17 protein-coding genes and 1 pseudogene are annotated in these 14962 nt (G+C 63.5%); 2 read left to right on the forward strand and 16 right to left on the reverse strand.

Annotation, left to right across the window (positions count from 1 at the left end; translation table 11 throughout):
* Positions 1-12: 12 nt before the first annotated feature.
* The 5 genes from CIT31_RS24620 to argE form a co-directional block, all read right to left on the reverse strand.
* Complete coding sequence (locus CIT31_RS24620) at positions 13-1488, reverse strand: NAD-dependent succinate-semialdehyde dehydrogenase (protein WP_095520736.1); 1476 nt, start codon at positions 1486-1488, stop codon at positions 13-15.
* 20 nt (positions 1489-1508) lie between these two features.
* On the reverse strand, positions 1509-2552 hold the full coding sequence (locus CIT31_RS24625; protein WP_095520737.1) for a tartrate dehydrogenase: 1044 nt from the start codon (positions 2550-2552) through the stop codon (positions 1509-1511).
* Between the two features lie 176 nt (positions 2553-2728).
* Complete coding sequence (locus CIT31_RS24630) at positions 2729-3085, reverse strand: cupin domain-containing protein (RefSeq protein WP_095520738.1); 357 nt, start codon at positions 3083-3085, stop codon at positions 2729-2731.
* 14 nt (positions 3086-3099) lie between these two features.
* Entirely contained in the window at positions 3100-4023 is a 924-nt protein-coding gene (locus CIT31_RS24635) for a 2-hydroxyacid dehydrogenase (RefSeq protein ID WP_095520739.1), read from the reverse strand.
* 17 nt (positions 4024-4040) lie between these two features.
* Positions 4041-5165 carry an acetylornithine deacetylase gene (gene argE / locus CIT31_RS24640; RefSeq protein ID WP_095520740.1) on the reverse strand — a complete coding sequence of 375 codons (1125 nt, stop codon included), beginning with the start codon at positions 5163-5165 and terminating at the stop codon, positions 4041-4043.
* 246 nt (positions 5166-5411) lie between these two features.
* Between argE and CIT31_RS24645 the strand changes: the two genes are divergently transcribed.
* Positions 5412-6290: a GNAT family N-acetyltransferase gene (locus tag CIT31_RS24645; protein WP_095520741.1), complete on the forward strand. Its 879-nt coding sequence runs from the start codon at positions 5412-5414 to the stop codon at positions 6288-6290.
* A 101-nt stretch (positions 6291-6391) separates the two neighbouring features.
* Here the strand turns inward: CIT31_RS24645 and CIT31_RS24650 are convergent, their stop codons facing one another.
* From CIT31_RS24650 to CIT31_RS33915, 3 genes are all read right to left on the reverse strand, one after another.
* Positions 6392-6769 carry an ATP-binding cassette domain-containing protein gene (locus tag CIT31_RS24650; RefSeq protein ID WP_133116203.1) on the reverse strand — a complete coding sequence of 126 codons (378 nt, stop codon included), beginning with the start codon at positions 6767-6769 and terminating at the stop codon, positions 6392-6394.
* Positions 6770-6838: 69 nt separating this feature from the next.
* Positions 6839-7312, reverse strand: coding sequence for a hypothetical protein (locus CIT31_RS33910; protein ID WP_133116204.1), 474 nt, complete (start codon positions 7310-7312; stop codon positions 6839-6841).
* The gene (locus tag CIT31_RS33915; RefSeq protein ID WP_027151810.1) at positions 7299-7538 is read right to left on the reverse strand and encodes a hypothetical protein; all 240 of its coding nucleotides are present in this window, start codon (positions 7536-7538) and stop codon (positions 7299-7301) included. The genes CIT31_RS33910 and CIT31_RS33915 overlap by 14 nt, the downstream gene beginning before the upstream one ends.
* Positions 7539-7674: 136 nt before the next feature.
* Between CIT31_RS33915 and CIT31_RS24665 the strand changes: the two genes are divergently transcribed.
* On the forward strand, positions 7675-8277 hold the full coding sequence (locus CIT31_RS24665) for a cupin domain-containing protein (RefSeq protein WP_095520745.1): 603 nt from the start codon (positions 7675-7677) through the stop codon (positions 8275-8277).
* 137 nt (positions 8278-8414) lie between these two features.
* Here CIT31_RS24665 and soxA read toward each other — a convergent pair whose 3' ends face one another.
* From soxA to CIT31_RS24705, 8 genes and pseudogenes are all read right to left on the reverse strand, one after another.
* Positions 8415-9170: a sulfur oxidation c-type cytochrome SoxA gene (gene soxA, locus CIT31_RS24670; protein ID WP_095520746.1), complete on the reverse strand. Its 756-nt coding sequence runs from the start codon at positions 9168-9170 to the stop codon at positions 8415-8417.
* Positions 9170-9490: a thiosulfate oxidation carrier complex protein SoxZ gene (gene soxZ / locus CIT31_RS24675; protein WP_095520747.1), complete on the reverse strand. Its 321-nt coding sequence runs from the start codon at positions 9488-9490 to the stop codon at positions 9170-9172. The genes soxA and soxZ overlap by 1 nt, the downstream gene beginning before the upstream one ends.
* Complete coding sequence (locus CIT31_RS24680; protein ID WP_095520748.1) at positions 9490-9972, reverse strand: SoxY-related AACIE arm protein; 483 nt, start codon at positions 9970-9972, stop codon at positions 9490-9492. Before CIT31_RS24680 ends, soxZ begins: the two co-directional genes overlap by 1 nt.
* 2 nt (positions 9973-9974) lie before the next feature.
* A complete protein-coding gene (locus CIT31_RS24685; protein WP_095520797.1) occupies positions 9975-10418 on the reverse strand; it encodes a cytochrome c family protein in 444 nt (147 codons plus the stop codon).
* A 5-nt stretch (positions 10419-10423) separates the two neighbouring features.
* Positions 10424-11672: pseudogene (locus CIT31_RS24690) on the reverse strand (FCSD flavin-binding domain-containing protein).
* Positions 11659-12003 carry a c-type cytochrome gene (locus tag CIT31_RS24695; protein WP_245316444.1) on the reverse strand — a complete coding sequence of 115 codons (345 nt, stop codon included), beginning with the start codon at positions 12001-12003 and terminating at the stop codon, positions 11659-11661. Before CIT31_RS24695 ends, CIT31_RS24690 begins: the two are co-directional and overlap by 14 nt.
* Complete coding sequence (locus CIT31_RS24700; protein ID WP_095520749.1) at positions 11990-14164, reverse strand: xanthine dehydrogenase family protein molybdopterin-binding subunit; 2175 nt, start codon at positions 14162-14164, stop codon at positions 11990-11992. The genes CIT31_RS24695 and CIT31_RS24700 overlap by 14 nt, the downstream gene beginning before the upstream one ends.
* Before the next feature lie 11 nt (positions 14165-14175).
* Positions 14176-14646 carry a (2Fe-2S)-binding protein gene (locus CIT31_RS24705; RefSeq protein WP_095520750.1) on the reverse strand — a complete coding sequence of 157 codons (471 nt, stop codon included), beginning with the start codon at positions 14644-14646 and terminating at the stop codon, positions 14176-14178.
* Positions 14647-14962: the final 316 nt, after the last annotated feature.

Here is a 14962-nt window from a genome sequence, read left to right on the forward strand (position 1 = left end):
CCGGAAAAGCCTCTAGTTCAACCCGCCGACATGGAGCGTCTTGACCTCGAGATACTCTTCGATGCCGAGCTGCGATCCTTCCCGTCCCACGCCTGACTGCTTGACACCGCCGAAAGGCGCAACCTCGGTCGAGATCAGGCCGGTATTGAGCCCGACCATGCCGAACTCCAGCGCCTCGGCAACACGCCATGACCGCTTGAGGTCGTCGGTGTAGAAGTAGGCGGCAAGGCCGAACGGCGTACCGTTCGCAATCGTGATGGCCTCTTCCTCCGTCTCGAAGCGAAAAAGCGGCGCCACCGGACCGAAGGTTTCTTCCGATGCCAGGAGCATCTCGGTCGTAGCCTCCCCCAGGACGACAGGCCGTGCATATTGCCTGCCGTCGGGCACTGCCTCGCTTTGGGCGAGGATCTGCGCGCCTTTCGACTTCGCATCCGCTATGTGACGCTCGATCTTGTCGATCGCGGCCGCATTGATCATCGGGCCGATCTCAGTGCCTTCGTCGGTCCCCGCGCCAACCTTCATCCGCGTGACGCGCCGGCTCAGCTTTTCGGCGAAAGCGTCGTAAACGCCTTCCTGCACGAGAATCCGGTTCGCGCAAACGCAGGTTTGACCGCCATTGCGGAACTTGGATACGATCACCCCTTCAACTGCGTTATCCAGATCGGCGTCGTCAAAGACGATAAAGGGGGCGTTGCCGCCAAGCTCCAGGCTCAGCCGCTTGATGCTATCGGCCGCGCCACGCATGAGTAGCGCACCGACGCGGGTCGACCCGGTGAACGAGATCTTGCGCACCGTCTCGTTGGCCATCAGTTCTTTGCCGATCTCTCCCGGCATGCCGGTCACGATGTTGATAACGCCTGCCGGGATCCCCGCCCGCTCCGCCAGGACGCCGAGCGCGAGCGCCGAAAAGGGTGTGAACTCCGACGGCTTGATCACCACCGTGCAGCCGGCGGCAAGGGCGGGCGCCACCTTGCGCGTGATCATCGCATTGGGGAAATTCCACGGCGTGATGACGGCGCAGACGCCGACTGCTTCCTTGAGAACCAGAAGGCGGCGATCGGCGGTGGGTGACGGAATGGTCGAGCCACCGATCCGGCGCGCCTCCTCCGCAAACCATTTTACAAAGGATGCGCCGTAGCGGATTTCCGCCGACGCCTCGGCAAGCGGCTTACCCTGTTCCAGCGTCAGCAGAAGCGCCAAATCCTGCTCGTGCTGGCGAATGAGGTCGTGCCATCGCTCCAGCAGTCCCGCACGCTCGGCATGGGTCTTCTTCTTCCAGCTTTTGAATGCCTCGGCCGCAGCAGCGATCGCCGCCCTGGTCTCGTCGCCGCCCATGTCGGGAACGGTGCCGAGAACATTCAGGCTGGCAGGGTTGGTGACCTCGGCGACGGCCTTTGTGTCCGCTTCCCGCCAGACACCGCCAATCAACGCCTGCTGGCGGAACAGGTCCGTATCGTTAAAGGTGCCAATCCTCGTGATCGCATTCATGGTCTTTTTCCTCTGCCCTTTCAGTTCAATGCCGCAAGCACGGCTCGCGTGATGGTTTCAGTCCGGTCCTTGCCTGCGATCGTGCCTATGCCTTGCGCCGTTATGGACTCGATTGCCGACATCACTTCTGCCGCAGCATGCCGCTCGCCCAGATGCTCGAGCATCATCGCACCGGACCAGATCGCGGCGATCGGATTGGCGACGCCGAGATGCGCGATATCGGGCGCCGACCCATGGACAGGCTCGAACATGGAAGGTGCGCTGCGATCGGGATTGATATTGGCCGAGGCAGCATAACCCAGCCCGCCCTGGATCGCCGCTCCGATATCGGTGAGGATGTCGCCAAACAGATTCGAGGCGACGATTACGTCGAGGCTTTCAGGCGCCAGCACCATGCGGGCAGCCATGGCGTCGATGTGGTAGTGCGAGACCTCTACATCGGGATAGTCTTTCGCTATCTCGCGCGTCACCTCATCCCAGAAAACCATGGAATGTTTCTGCGCGTTGGATTTGGTCACCGATGCGAGCTTATTGCGGCGCGCCCGCGCCTGTTCGAAGCCGAAACGCATGATCCGTTCGACACCCGCACGCGTGAAGATTGCTGTCTCAATCGCGACCTCATTGGCCGTGCCGGAATGGACGCGCCCGCCGGCGCCGGAATATTCGCCTTCCGTATTCTCGCGTATGCACAGGATGTCGAAGCCATCGGATCGGAGGGGCCCCTGGACGCCCGGCAACAGCCTGTGCGGTCGTATGTTGGCGTACTGCGTGAACCCTTTCCGAATCGGCAGGAGCAGTCCGTGTAGCGATACTGAGTCAGGCACTTCCGCGGGCCACCCCACAGCGCCCAGGTAGATTGCATCGAATTTTCGAAGTGTCTCGATGCCGTCTGGCGGCATCATTGCGCCGGTTTCCAGGTAGTAGGCGCAGGACCATGGGAAGCGTTTGCCATCAAGGGCGAAACCGCCCCGTTTTGCCGCCGCCCGCATCACCTGCCATGCCGACTCGGTCACGTCCTTGCCGATGCCGTCGCCGGGGATGAGCGCTATGTCGTAGGTCTTCATTTGATGGAGGTCCTCATTCGCACTAGCGTTTCATCAGAACAATAGTGGACCGCGCGCCGCATTTTCGGTCGAGGATGAGCCGCCCAACAGCGTCGAATCGCATCAGGCGGAACTTGGAAAGTCGTTTGTTCTGGAACCGCCACGCGCTCTATTCGGCCGGACCTTGAGCATTGAACTCAGTCATACACGCAGACGTAGATCTTGCGCACGGTCTCGATCGTGCGCCAGACGCCGACGAAGCCGGGCTTCATCACGAAGCTGTCACCGGCGCGATAGGTCTTCGTCTCGCCCCCCTTCTCCTCGATTTCGATCACACCCGAAATGATGTGGCAAAACTCGTAGGTGGTGCCCTTGATCGAATGCGTCTCGCCGGGGGTCGCCTCCCAGACGCCGGTCAGAACCTTCTCACCTTTCGAGGCATCCTGCGCCCAGGTCTTGAAGGATGGAGTGCCGGAAATGAGCCGCTCCGGCAGCGGCAAGGCCTCCTTGGGCGTGAAGGCGGGATTTGTGTCAATCGTGGTCAGCAGTGACATGTTGGGTTTCCCTGTTAATAGCCGAGTGTCCGATCGACGAGGCCGATCAGTTCTTCGCCGGCGCGGTGGCGCCGGACGTTGTCGACGGCGGCTTGCGCCGCCGTATGCGGTTGTGTCACCGAGGCAATGTGCGGCGTTATCATCACCTTCGGATGCGACCACAGCGGATGGTCTTGCGGGAGCGGCTCTGGATCCGTGACATCAAGCATCGCCGCAGATAGGTGACCGGTGTCGAGCGCGTCGATCAGCGCGGCCTGGTCGAGTTGCGGACCCCTGCCGACATGCAGCAGCCGCGCCCCGGCGGGCAGTAGGTCGAAGAGCTTTGCATCGAGCATGCCGCGCGTTTGTTCCGTCAGCGGCAGCAGGCAGACGAGAATATCCGTTTGCTTCAGAAAGCCCGCGAGTTGGTCCGCGCCATGAAAACAGGCCACCCCCTCTATCCGCTTTTCGCTGCGGCTCCACCCGGCAAGCGGAAACTGGAACGGCTTCAAGCGCTCTATAGCCGACTGCGCCAGCATGCCAAGGCCGAGGAAGCCAACCCGGCGCTCGGCCGCCTGTCGAGCGGCAATTGGTTGCCAGAGGCACCTCTTCTGCTGCTCGAGATAGGCGGGCACCTCCCGGTGGAGCGCCAATACGCCGAGCGCGACGTATTCCTGCATCATGCGGATGATGCCATCCTCGACCATCCGCACAAGCTTCACATGGCTTGGCACCACGTCCTGCTTGAACTGGTCGACGCCCGCTCCGATGGAAAACAGCACTTCCAGATTGCGGTAGCGCGAGATCTCGTCCGGCACCGTCCAGGTAATGAGATAGCGCACCTTCTCCAGCTCCATTTCCTCGCCGGAATGGAAGAATTCCAGCTCCGGGAGCTCGCGCGCGAAGATCTCGCGGAACACCGCAGCACGCGCGGCATCGGAATTGAAAAGAAACGCCATGGAACCCACCCCTTCCTTCAGGCCGCGAGACGCGCGCCGAGCCCGTGGATCATCTTCCGGCAAGCGGCGAGTTCACCGGTCTCGATATATTCGTCGGCACGGTGAGCACGGCCGATGTCGCCGGGGCCGCAAATGATCGCATCGATACCGGCCTGCTGATAAAGCCCGGCCTCCGTGCCGTAACTGACCGCTGTGTGCGGCTCCTGCCCCGTCAGCTCGGTCAGAACCGCCGCTAGCTCACTCCCCTTCGCGGGTGCAAGGGCGGGATAGGAACTCAGCTCGTGCCAAATTACCTCGAAGCCGCTGTCGCGCAGGGCAAAAAGCCCAGCCTTGACCGGCTCAAGCAGGGAGGATGGAGAAACGCCCGGCACGGCACGTACCTCGATATCGGCAGTGCAGTGGCCAGCGATGACGTTGACCGCCTGTCCACCGGCGATGACGCCCACCTGCAACGAAGAATATGGGGGTTCGAAATCTTGATCGAGCGGTCCGTCGGCAAGGGATTGGCCATAGGCCACGGCGTGCGTGATGACGCCGGCCATGGCGTGCACGGCATTGAGTCCGAGATCGGGGCGAGACGAATGGCCGGATCGCCCGACCACCTCGAGCCGCGCGGCGGCCTTCCCCTTGTGCGCGCGCACCGGCTGCATCCGGCTCGGCTCGCCGACTATCGCGCCAAGCGGCCTCTCGCATAGGCCTGGCAACGCAGCTAAGAGATGCGGCACGCCACGGCACCCCGCCTCTTCATCGTAGGAGAATGCGAGATGAATTGGCTGCCGCAGGTTCATCGCCGCAAGTCCTGGGAGCGCGGCCAATGCGCAGGCGAGAAAGCCCTTCATGTCGGTGGCGCCGCGGCCGTAAAGCCTGCCGCCCTCGCGGCGCAGGACAAACGGATCCGAGCTCCATTCCGGCTCGCCGGCCGGCACGACATCCACATGTCCCGAGATGATGTAGCCCCGACCCTCGCGCGGGCCGATCGTGACGAAGAGGTTGGACCGGTCGCCCTCGGGACCAGGAAGAACCGTCACCTCGGCTCCCGCTGCCTGACAGTAGTCGCGGATCCAATTGACGATCGCGCCGTTTGGGGTGCCCACAACAGAGGGAAATGCAATCAGGGTCGCGAGGATTTCTTCCACGTTCATGGCGGTCCGCTCTGCTTGCACATTGTTACCGGGTGCGACCAGCCTATCCGTAGGCAGCAGTGTTCCCTGCCGAATCGCGTCGTGCTTTGGCTGAAGATTGCGAAAAAACGCCTCGAACCAGCGAAACCTGCTGGCTTTCCAGTGTAAAGCTGCGGCAAATGAGGCCTGTCGTGACATGGCGTCGACGACGGAAACACCACATGCCTGCGACGCTGGGCTTTGGTTTGAAGGAGCCGATCGACCGAGATGCAGAGATCAGTGCGCCTGAATTCCTTTGAACTGGTTGCGCGGGACATCAATGATGTCGACGTTGAGTTGCTGCATGCACTATCGATTTCTGTCCGCTGGCCGCATCGCCCCAAGGACTGGGATTTGTTGCGCCGCGCCGGCCACGGCATCGTCGCCGTTGACGGAATTGGGCGCGTCTTCGGAAGCGCGATGTGGTTTCCCCACGGGGACGATTTTGCCACCATTGGTCTTGTGATCACGACGCCCCGCGCACAGGCGCAGGGAGGTGGCCGATGGCTCATGGAACAGGTCCTTGAGCAGTGCGGGGATCGCAATCTGGCTCTGAATGCAACTCATCCCGCCTATCCTCTGTATATTTCGCTCGGCTTCACGAGCGAGGCGATCGACTATATGCGCCAGGGACAGGTCCCCCAAACACTCCCGCCGATGCCAGCTCTCGATGGTGAACTAAGTGACCTGCCTAGCGACAGGCTCGGCGACATCACCGCGCTGGACGCGCGCGCATTCGGGACAAACCGTGCAAGGCTGCTTGCGTTGCTCTCAGAGGGTGCGTCAATATCCACATTGAGCCGTGCGGGCGAGGTCGTTGGCTATTCCATGTGTCGCGAGTTCGGGCGCGGCTATGTGATTGGTCCCATTGTGGCTCGAAGCGACCAGGATGCGGTCCATCTCACTGCCGTTCATCTGAAGAAGCTGGCAGGTCAATTCGCGCGCGTCGATACGCGCGAAAGGGATGGCGCATTTGCCGAGTTTCTCCAGCAGAGCGGCCTCGGCATTGCCGAGACCGTGACGACAATGTCCAAAGGCCGCCGCTTTCTGAACCGGGAAAGCAACGAGCCTTGGGTCTATGGATTGGCCGGCCACGCCTTGAGTTGAATGCAAGCACACTCCGGCCTCAAGCAGCGGTCAGAGGTGTAGGTCGATCAGAGCGCTCAAATTGAACCGAAGGCCCGCAAACCGGCGTAATGCGGTTGCCGTCATGCGGCCGGGACGACATCCGCTTCGAATCTCCGCCGAATCCCGGGTTCGGTTTCCGCTGTCGGCATAATGATCGTCAGACGCCCATCCGCCACGCCATTCACAACAACGTGGCCAATGCCGCGCGAGGACGGCTCGATGCGCGTAGTGACGTGATAAACGTCCCGCAGCAGATCGGATGTGATGTTCGGCGATGACCCGCATGCGACCAGCCGGCCGTCTGCGATTACCATCGCCCTGATCAGTGCGCGCAGGACGTGATTGAGGTCGTGCAGGGCGATCAGCACGACCACGCCTCGCGCCCCGGCAAGTTTCCCGCTGAGCCTGAGCACTTCTATCTGCCGCGAGAGATCGAGTGCTGATGTCGGTTCGCGCATCAGCAGGATCTCCGGCTCGCGCACCAGCGTCGGTGCTAGGCAGGCGAGTTGCCGCTGGCCGCCGGAAAGCTAGCCGGTATTCCTGAAGGCGATGTCGACAATGCCTAGCGCAGCCAGGATCTCATCGATATAAGCCAGATCATCGTCGCCTACAGACCAGTCCTTTCCCTGCTTGCGGGCTTGGCGCGGTGTTTCGAAACAGAAACAAAGAAGAGCGCAAACCCGTGTGCACGGCGTGTGCACATCGTTATATAAGCAATGACTATCCGCCCCATCCATCATCGGTGCCACGGCAAGTTTGTGGATTATCTTCTTCATTTGATCGTGTTTTTTCTGTCTCGGTCCGTCCAATGCCCGGTTGGAATGATTGAGCAATTTGACAGACGCGCGTGCTCTAACGTGACCCTTATGCGATTTACCGCCGCAATTGGAAGCCAACTGGCCATGGTAAGCGCCCGCTACGCGCCCCGGCATGCCAGCGGCTGACGCGCTCGATCTCGGCCGCGCTCGGATGAACTTATCCGCGATCTCACCGATGTTCACGGCGGGCCTCCTTTTCCTCGCTGTTCTGCTCCTCACCACCGTCAGGACGATTGATAGTCACCGTGCACGCTATCAGGGTGTTCCAGTCCGGGCCGTGTTCGATGATGTTATGAAGCTCGGAAATCTCTTCAAGATAATGTTCGATCGTAATCGGGCCGTTCTGGTGGCCGTAGACAAGAACCGCTTTCCAGCGCTTATCACCATGCAGCGTTACCACGTTACTCATGCCTAATATCTCCTGCGATCATCGAACAAATCCGGCTGGATTGCCGTGGCCAAAAAGTAGCGGAACCGACCGGCATGCAGCCGGTTGAATCGGCATGACGAGTCGTCCTCTGACAACCCGCAATGCAGGCTACATTATGAGCATTCTGCAGAGTACCAAGAAAGCTGTCGAGCAGGTAACCGGTGTCGCAAGACCGGGCAGGCAAGAAGTAGCCGATCTTATAAGGCGGCGAAAAGCAAATGAGTTTTGGTTCAAGGATGATGGCCTGGTGCCCAATCATCCGTTTTGGCCGCTTGTCGTCTATCGCAGCGCAGTGAGGCTGCCCGAAGAATTTGATCCCGCAGCCGTCCTGGAGGAGCTTTTTGAGGCCAACGGCTGGGGGGACAGCTGGCGAAATGGCATCTACGACTATGTTCACTACCATTCGCGAATACATGAGGTGCTCGGAGTTGCGGCCGGAACGGCCAAAGTCCGATTTGGAGGCAAAAAGGGACGAACCCTGTCACTGAAGGCCGGCGACGTCGCGGTTCTTCCGGCCGGCACCGGGCACCAATGTCTTTCGGCGTCCGACGATTTTCTGGTTGTCGGCGCCTACCCTCCATTTGGGACCTATGACGAATGCACGACTGCCCAGGAGCATGATGGCGCGCTGGCCATGATCCGGAAGGTAGGTCGTCCACGCAAGGATCCCGTCTATGGGAGCAAAGGGCCGCTTCTGCAAAATTGGAAGAAGACCTGAACTAGGCCCAGATCGATCGAAGACCCACAAGCACAGAATGCACGAGCGTGGGAGTGCGCAGCGCAGGCTAGCGGCCGAGCGCCGCATTGCAATCAACTGTCCGTCGGCGGCAGGTGAACAACCATCCGCTGTCGGCATCACGGCCGGACGGCCGGTGTCTCGACCAGAAGGCCGCGGGCCCGCTCCGTCAGGTGGAGCTCCAGGTCGAGGGGCTCGGCCCTGACCCCGATCATGCAGTTGCGCAGGCGCCGCTGCAGCGAACCGACCGTCTGCCACTCCAGTCTGAAGAGCGGGTAGCCGGTCGGATGCGCCTGCGGGATAACACTGCCGCCGAGCCGTTTGCCCCAGTCGTCGTCGTGGCAGGAGGCGCAGGAGAGCTCGAGCTGGCCTATGCGGCTCTGGAACAGACGCCGGCCGTTGTCGCGGAACGGCGCGAGCCGGGCGTCGGTCGCCGGTGTGATTGGCATGCCGCGCGACTGATGCGCCACATAGGCCGTCAGCGCGAGCAACGCGTCAGACTCCGGCGCGAGCGGCTCGGCCTGCTGCCGCTCCGCGCGGCAGGAGTTGATGCGCCCGGCAAGGTCGATCGGCCGTTCCGTCGCCGCGTCAAAGGCCGAGTAGCGCGCGGCAACGCCGCGCATCGTCTGGCTGGCATCGTCATGGCAGCCGGCGCAGGCGACATCCGCCCTGCCCTCCGCCTGTTGCCAGAGCTGCTCGCCCTGCAGCACCCATAGCATGCCCGGGTTGCTCATGTCGTCGGCCTGCAGCGCCTGCGTCTCCGGCGTCATGAAGTCGACGCCAGAGCGCTCCTCGCCGTCTTCGATTCCGGCGGCCGAGACAATGCCGCAGATGGCGGCGGCGCCGACGGCTGCAAGCGGCCAGAGCGCATGCATCAGTTCACCGTGATCATGGCCGACGCCGTTTGGATCTTCCCGACATCGTCGGTCCAGGTGAAGTCGATCGTGCCGCTCGTCGTGGCAACGAGCGTGAAGGCAATGAACGGATTGGCCGACACCGCTGGAAAGAGATCGGCGGAAAACACCTCTTCGCCGTTATAACTACAGGCGAAGCGGCGGATGATGTCGCGGGGGATGTTGGAGCCGTTCGGGCCGATACGATAGCCGGTTTCCATCGGATGGGCGATCATCGCCTTGATCTCGACGACCTCGCCCTGCCTGGCCATTTTCGGCACATTGACGAGAGCGCGCGCCATTATGAGAGATCCTCGATGCAGGCGGCCAGCGTGACGATGGCGCTCGCCCGGCTCGACCAGAAGCTGCCGTCGCTCATCTCCGCAACGGCCACCACCACCTGAGAGGTCGCGAGCCGGATCCGCGTCGAGACGGTGGCGCGGCCCGTGCGCGGCCCGAGGTGGAAAATTGCGACATTCGCCTCCGGGTTCTTCTCGTTGAAGACCGCGATGCGCCGGACATAGTCGTCCGCGGTCATCGGGGCCTCGGCGGCGACCGTGATCCCGACCGCGTTGCCGTTCTCGACCAGGGGTGGCAGATCGAGCCGGATGCGGCCGTCGAGGACGTCGGCTCCCCCGGTGAAGGTCCGGATCGCGTGCTCGAGGCTCGGACGGGCAACAGCCCAGCGCGGCAGACTGATCACCAGCAGACCAGTCATGCCGGCCCGAAGAAACTGCCGCCGTCCGGCCAAGCCTCCGTAAACTCGAAGCGGGTCTTCGTGCATAATCACCCCTTCAGCGTGGTGAGATAGGCGCCGATATCGAGGATATCGTCGCCGCTCAGGATCGGCTTGCTGCGCCAGACGGTGGCGACACGCCGGCCTTGCTCATCCTCGACCCGATAGTAGGAAGGCATGATCGTGTTCGGCACGAGCCGCTTCATGTCGACCACGCGCAGCCGGATCTGGCCTTCCGATAGCCTTGCCCCGACGCCGGTCAGGTCGGGCGCCAGCGTGCCGTGCAGATGCGCGTCGGGAAACGGCCCGCTGTGGCAGAGCGTGCAGAGGCTGCGCTGCCGGTCCGAGATCAGCGCGGCGCCGCGCGCCGGATCGCCCTTGCCGCCGACCAGAGGCTCCATGATCGCATCGCCGGTTACGGCATAGGATCCCACCTCCTCGCCGGCACCGGGCGAGGCTGCAAGCAGCAAACCCTTAAGAGCGAGGCAAGCCATCCTCGTCATCCGAACACTTCACTGGTGATCGTCCGGAACCAGTCCTCCGCATAGGCCGCCTCCAGTTCGCGGACGGAAAGCGGCGCTTCGAGCGGGCTGGTGCCGCCCGCACCTTCCACCTCGGCAAGCAGGCCGTCGCGCGGCTGGTAGACGCCGGCGATGGAGATGCCGTAGCCGGGCGCGACCAGGCTGTAGCAGGTGTTGATGAGCTTCGGCTGCGCCGGCTGCCGCTCCCTGACCAGGGCGGCTACCGCCGCAGCGCAGGCTTTTGCCTGGGCGTTGGCGCTGAAGGCGGATTTCGGCATCGCTCCGCCGATCGCCGCGTCGCCGATGACGTGGATCCCCGGCTGCAGGCGGGACTCAAGGTGACCGGGTCCATCGGGCACCAGCCCGTCTGATCCGCGACACCGGCCGACTGCGCGATCCTGCCCGCGCGCTGCGGCGGGATCACGTTGGCGAGATTGCCGAACTCGGTCACCAGCGTCCTTGTCGCCGGGTCGACTTCCGTCACCCTGCCGCCCGAGGACAGCGGCACCCATTCGATCAAGCCGGGATAGAGCTCTCGCCAGGCCGCTTCGAACAGCCGCTGCTTCGAAAAGGCGTCCTTGGCGTCGAGGATGATCAGCTTGGAGCGTGGCTTGCTGGTCTTGAGGTAATGCGCGATCAGGCTTGCCCGCTCGTAGGGACCGGGCGGGCAGCGGAACGGATTGGCTGGCGCGAAGAGGATGATGACCCCACCGTCCGGCATCGCCGCCAGCTGGTCGCGCGGCAGCAGCGTCTGTGGCCCCGCCTTCCAGGCATGCGGCATGATCTCCGCCGCCGCCTCGTCGTAGCCCGGCAACGCGTCGAAGCGCAGGTCGACGCCGGGCGCCAGCACCAGCCGGACGTAGCCGATGTCTGTACCGTCATCCAGCCGAACGCGCCGGCGCTCGGCATCGACGGCGACAGCGCGCCTGCGGATGAGCCCGATGTCGCCGAACTGATCGTAGCTGAAGGTCTGCGCCTCGATGTCGCGCAGCCCTGTAAGCACGGCATTGCTGAACGGACAGGCCAGATAGGCGGTCTCTGGCTCGATCAGCGTCACGGCAAGGTCGCGATCCAGCTGTTTCAATGCGCGTGCGCAGCTTGCCCCGGCAAAGCCGCCGCCGATGACGATCACACGGGGCTGCGCCTGTGCGCGTACCTGCGGCGCGCAAGGACGGCCGCGGCGACGCTGGCCGCCGCACCGCCGATCAAGGCTCTACGGTTGGGCATGTCGCGCCGCCTCTGGTTTGGCGAGCCATTCGGCGATGGCGCGCGTCTCCTCCTCGGTAAATCCCCTGGCGATCCGGTCCATGACCGTCGCCTTGCGCTCACCGGAACGGAAGGCTTGCATCTGGGCGACGATGTCGTCCGCCGCATGGCCGTCGAGCGAAGGCATGGCTGAGCCGAGCGCCGCCGGCCCGTGACAGCCGGTGCATGCCGTCGCACCGGGCGCCGCGTCGGCCCACGCCGGCGCACTGGCGACGAGCGCCGCAAGCAGAACAGGCACGAAAGATCGTCCGCCGCGCCTGTTCTTCGAGCGCCTCATGTCATGCGAGGTCATGGTTTTTCAACGGCAGCGTGCGGATGCGCTTTCCGGTGGCGGCGAAGATCGCATTGAGGACGGCCGGCGCGGCGACAGCGATAGTCGGCTCGCCGACGCCGCCCCAGAAGCCGCCGGACGGCAGTATGATCGTCTCCACCTCCGGCATCTCGGCCATGCGCAGAACCTCGTAGCTGTCGAAGTTCTCCTGCTCCATGCGGCCGCCATTGACGGTGCACTCGCCGTAAATGCAGGCGGAAAGGCCGTAGACGAAGGAGCCCTCGACCTGCCGCTCCACTTGTGCGGGGTTGACGACGTGACCCGGATCGGTCGCCGCCACGATACGATGGATCTTGAGCTGCCCGTCGATGACCGAAACCTCCGCTGCCGCCGCGACATAACTGCCGAAGCCCATGATCTGCGCCAGGCCGCGATGAACGCCTGCCGCGGGCGGGGTGTCCCAGCCGATCCGTTCGGCAACCGCCTCCAGCACGGCGAGGTGTTTTGGATGGTTGGCCATCAGCTTGCGTCGGAAGGCGAGCGGGTCAACACCGGCCGCATGGGCGAGCTCGTCCATGAAACACTCGACGTAGAGCGCGTTCTGGTTGAGGTTCACGCCGCGCCAGAAGCCTGGCGGGATCGGCGGGTTGCGCATCGCATGGTCGACAAGCAGATTGTCCACCGCATATCCCAGCGTGCCTTCCGTGCCGCTGAGGACGAGACCCTGAAAGACCACCGGGTCCATACCGTTCTGCATGCCTTCCGGCCGCACCGCGGCAAGGATCGACTGGCCGGATATGCGCATGTGCAGAGCGGTCAGGTTGCCGTCCGCGTCAAGCGCGCCCGTCAGCCGGCATCGGGTGGTCGGGTGATAGGCGCCGTGCAGCATATCCTCTTCGCGCGACCACATGAGCTTTACGGGCGCTCCCGGCACCTGCTTGGCAATGCTGACCGCCTGGCGCACATAGTCCTGGAAGTTGCCGCGCCGGCCGAAGCCGCCGCCGAGATGGATCTTGTGCACCTCGCATTGCTGCACCGGGAGGCCGGCGGCCTCGGCCGCTGCAGCCAGACTCGCCTCGCCATTTTGGGTCGGCACCCATACCTCGCAGCGCTCCGGCGTGTAGAGCGCCGTCGCGTTCATCGGCTCCATGGTCGCGTGGTTCTGATAGGGGTAGGCATAGGTCGCCGTGACCGTCCGGCCGGCGGCGGACAGGGCGGCACCCGCGTCACCTTGCTCGGCGCCAATGAAGGCATCATTTGCGGCGAGGCCCTCTTCCAGCATCGCCGCGATCGAGGCGCTGGTGACCTGCCTGTTCGGACCTTCGTCCCAGACGACCGGCAGGGCATCGAGAGCGGTCTTCGCCCGCCACCACGTGTCGGCGACAACGGCAACGGCGGTTTCGTCGACCTGAACGACGGTGCGCACGCCGGGCATGCCTGCGACCGCCGCCGCGTCGAAGCTCTCCACCTTGCCGCCGAAATACGGGCAGGCCCGGATCGCCGCGTTGAGCATGTTCGGCAGCTTGAGGTCGACGCCGTAGATCTGGCTGCCGTTAAGCTTGTCGGCCGTATCAAGCCGCGGCAGCGGCTTGCCGGCTATAGTCCAATCCTTCGGGTCCTTCAGCGTGACGTTGGCGGGCGGGGTCATCCGCGCGGCGGCGGCGGCCAACTGTCCATAAAAGGTGGCGCGATCTGATGCTGCATGCGTGACCACGCCCATCCTTGCGGTGCATTCGCGGGCCGGCACGCCCCATTCGGCGGCCGCGGCGGCAATCAGCATCTCGCGCGCGATAGCGCCACCGATGCGCACATATTCGTGCGATTCGCGGATGCCGCGGCTGCCACCGGTCGAGAAATTGCCCCACACGCGGTCGCGCGCGAGGTTCTGGGCCGGTGACGGATATTCGGTCGTGACCTTGGACCAGTCGCAATTCAGCTCCTCGGCGACGAGTTGCGCCAAGCCGGTCAGCGTGCCCTGCCCCATCTCGGAGCGGGCGATGCGGATGACCACCGTGTCGTCAGGCCTGATTACTACCCAGGCATTGATCTCCGGCGCCGTCTCGGCGCCCTCGGCAAGCGCCGGCTTGATGAACGGCACGTTGAATCCGAGGGACAGACTGCCGGCCGTGGAGGCCACGCCGATGATGAAGCTGCGGCGGGAGATGGAAATTATGGCGTTCATGGCTGTTCTCCTCAACCGCGTTGCGTGGCTTCGCCGCCTTTGGCGGCCAGCTTGATCGCGGCGCGCACCCGGTTGTAGGTGCCGCATCGGCAGATATTGGTGATCTCGGCGTTGATGTCCTCGTCAGCGGGGTTCGGGTTCTGCATGAGCAGACCCGCCGCAGCCATGATCATGCCGGCCTGGCAATAGCCGCATTGCGGCACATCGAGCGCCAGCCAAGCCTGCTGGACCGGATGTGAACTGTCCGGCGAAAGCCCCTCGATGGTGGTGATTTGCTGGTCGGGCTCGACCGCGCTCACCGGAAGCACGCAGGAGCGCGTGGCGACGCCGTCTATATGAATGGTGCAGGCGCCGCAGGCGGCAACGCCGCAACCGTACTTCGTCCCGGTAAGCCCGATCTGCTCGCGGATCACCCACAGCAGCGGCGTATCCGGATCGACCTCGATGTCATGGGGCGTGCCGTTGATGATCAATCTGGCCATTGTGCAATCCTTTCGATCAAAGGCTGGCGAGGACCGCCGTCCGGATGCCGCGCGGAAAGGCCTGGCGGCAAAGACCGGAAGTCCGGGCTAGCGACGAGGCCAAGTTAGGCGGAAGCTGTCGCAGAACCTTGTCCCGACGACCGGCAGTTCATCGCAAGCTGTCGCAGGCGCAGCGCTCTGATACACTTCGTTACACTTCTCACGTTTTGTTGATGCCCTGCGCGATTGCTGCGATGGCGTGGAAGGTGATCATCCGTGTAGACGCAAACTAGATATCGTCGATACTGACCGACCATTCAGCGGCGGCTTTGGAGCA

The sequence above is a fragment of the Mesorhizobium wenxiniae genome (assembly GCF_002284535.1).
GTDB lineage: Bacteria > Pseudomonadota > Alphaproteobacteria > Rhizobiales > Rhizobiaceae > Mesorhizobium > Mesorhizobium wenxiniae.

Bases quoted from the DNA above. Each gene is read 5' to 3' on its own strand.
- soxZ (WP_095520747.1), bottom strand. From the start codon at position 9,490: ATGGCGCGCGCTCTCGTCAATGTGCCGAAAATGGCCAGGCAGGGCGAG.
- soxA (WP_095520746.1), bottom strand. From the start codon at position 9,170: ATGCATGCGCTCTGGCCGCTTGCAGCCGTCGGCGCCGCCGCCATCTGC.
- CIT31_RS24705 (WP_095520750.1), bottom strand. From the start codon at position 14,646: ATGGCCAGATTGATCATCAACGGCACGCCCCATGACATCGAGGTCGAT.
- CIT31_RS33915 (WP_027151810.1), bottom strand. From the start codon at position 7,538: ATGAGTAACGTGGTAACGCTGCATGGTGATAAGCGCTGGAAAGCGGTT.
- CIT31_RS24635 (WP_095520739.1), bottom strand. From the start codon at position 4,023: ATGGCGTTTCTTTTCAATTCCGATGCCGCGCGTGCTGCGGTGTTCCGC.
- argE (WP_095520740.1), bottom strand. From the start codon at position 5,165: ATGAACGTGGAAGAAATCCTCGCGACCCTGATTGCATTTCCCTCTGTT.
- CIT31_RS24680 (WP_095520748.1), bottom strand. From the start codon at position 9,972: ATGCACGAAGACCCGCTTCGAGTTTACGGAGGCTTGGCCGGACGGCGG.
- CIT31_RS24700 (WP_095520749.1), bottom strand. From the start codon at position 14,164: ATGAACGCCATAATTTCCATCTCCCGCCGCAGCTTCATCATCGGCGTG.
- CIT31_RS24630 (WP_095520738.1), bottom strand. From the start codon at position 3,085: ATGTCACTGCTGACCACGATTGACACAAATCCCGCCTTCACGCCCAAG.
- CIT31_RS24685 (WP_095520797.1), bottom strand. From the start codon at position 10,418: ATGGCTTGCCTCGCTCTTAAGGGTTTGCTGCTTGCAGCCTCGCCCGGT.
- CIT31_RS24625 (WP_095520737.1), bottom strand. From the start codon at position 2,552: ATGAAGACCTACGACATAGCGCTCATCCCCGGCGACGGCATCGGCAAG.
- CIT31_RS24695 (WP_245316444.1), bottom strand. From the start codon at position 12,003: ATGACCTCGCATGACATGAGGCGCTCGAAGAACAGGCGCGGCGGACGA.
- CIT31_RS24665 (WP_095520745.1), top strand. From the start codon at position 7,675: ATGAGCATTCTGCAGAGTACCAAGAAAGCTGTCGAGCAGGTAACCGGT.
- CIT31_RS24645 (WP_095520741.1), top strand. From the start codon at position 5,412: ATGCAGAGATCAGTGCGCCTGAATTCCTTTGAACTGGTTGCGCGGGAC.
- CIT31_RS24620 (WP_095520736.1), bottom strand. From the start codon at position 1,488: ATGAATGCGATCACGAGGATTGGCACCTTTAACGATACGGACCTGTTC.
- CIT31_RS24650 (WP_133116203.1), bottom strand. From the start codon at position 6,769: ATGCGCGAACCGACATCAGCACTCGATCTCTCGCGGCAGATAGAAGTG.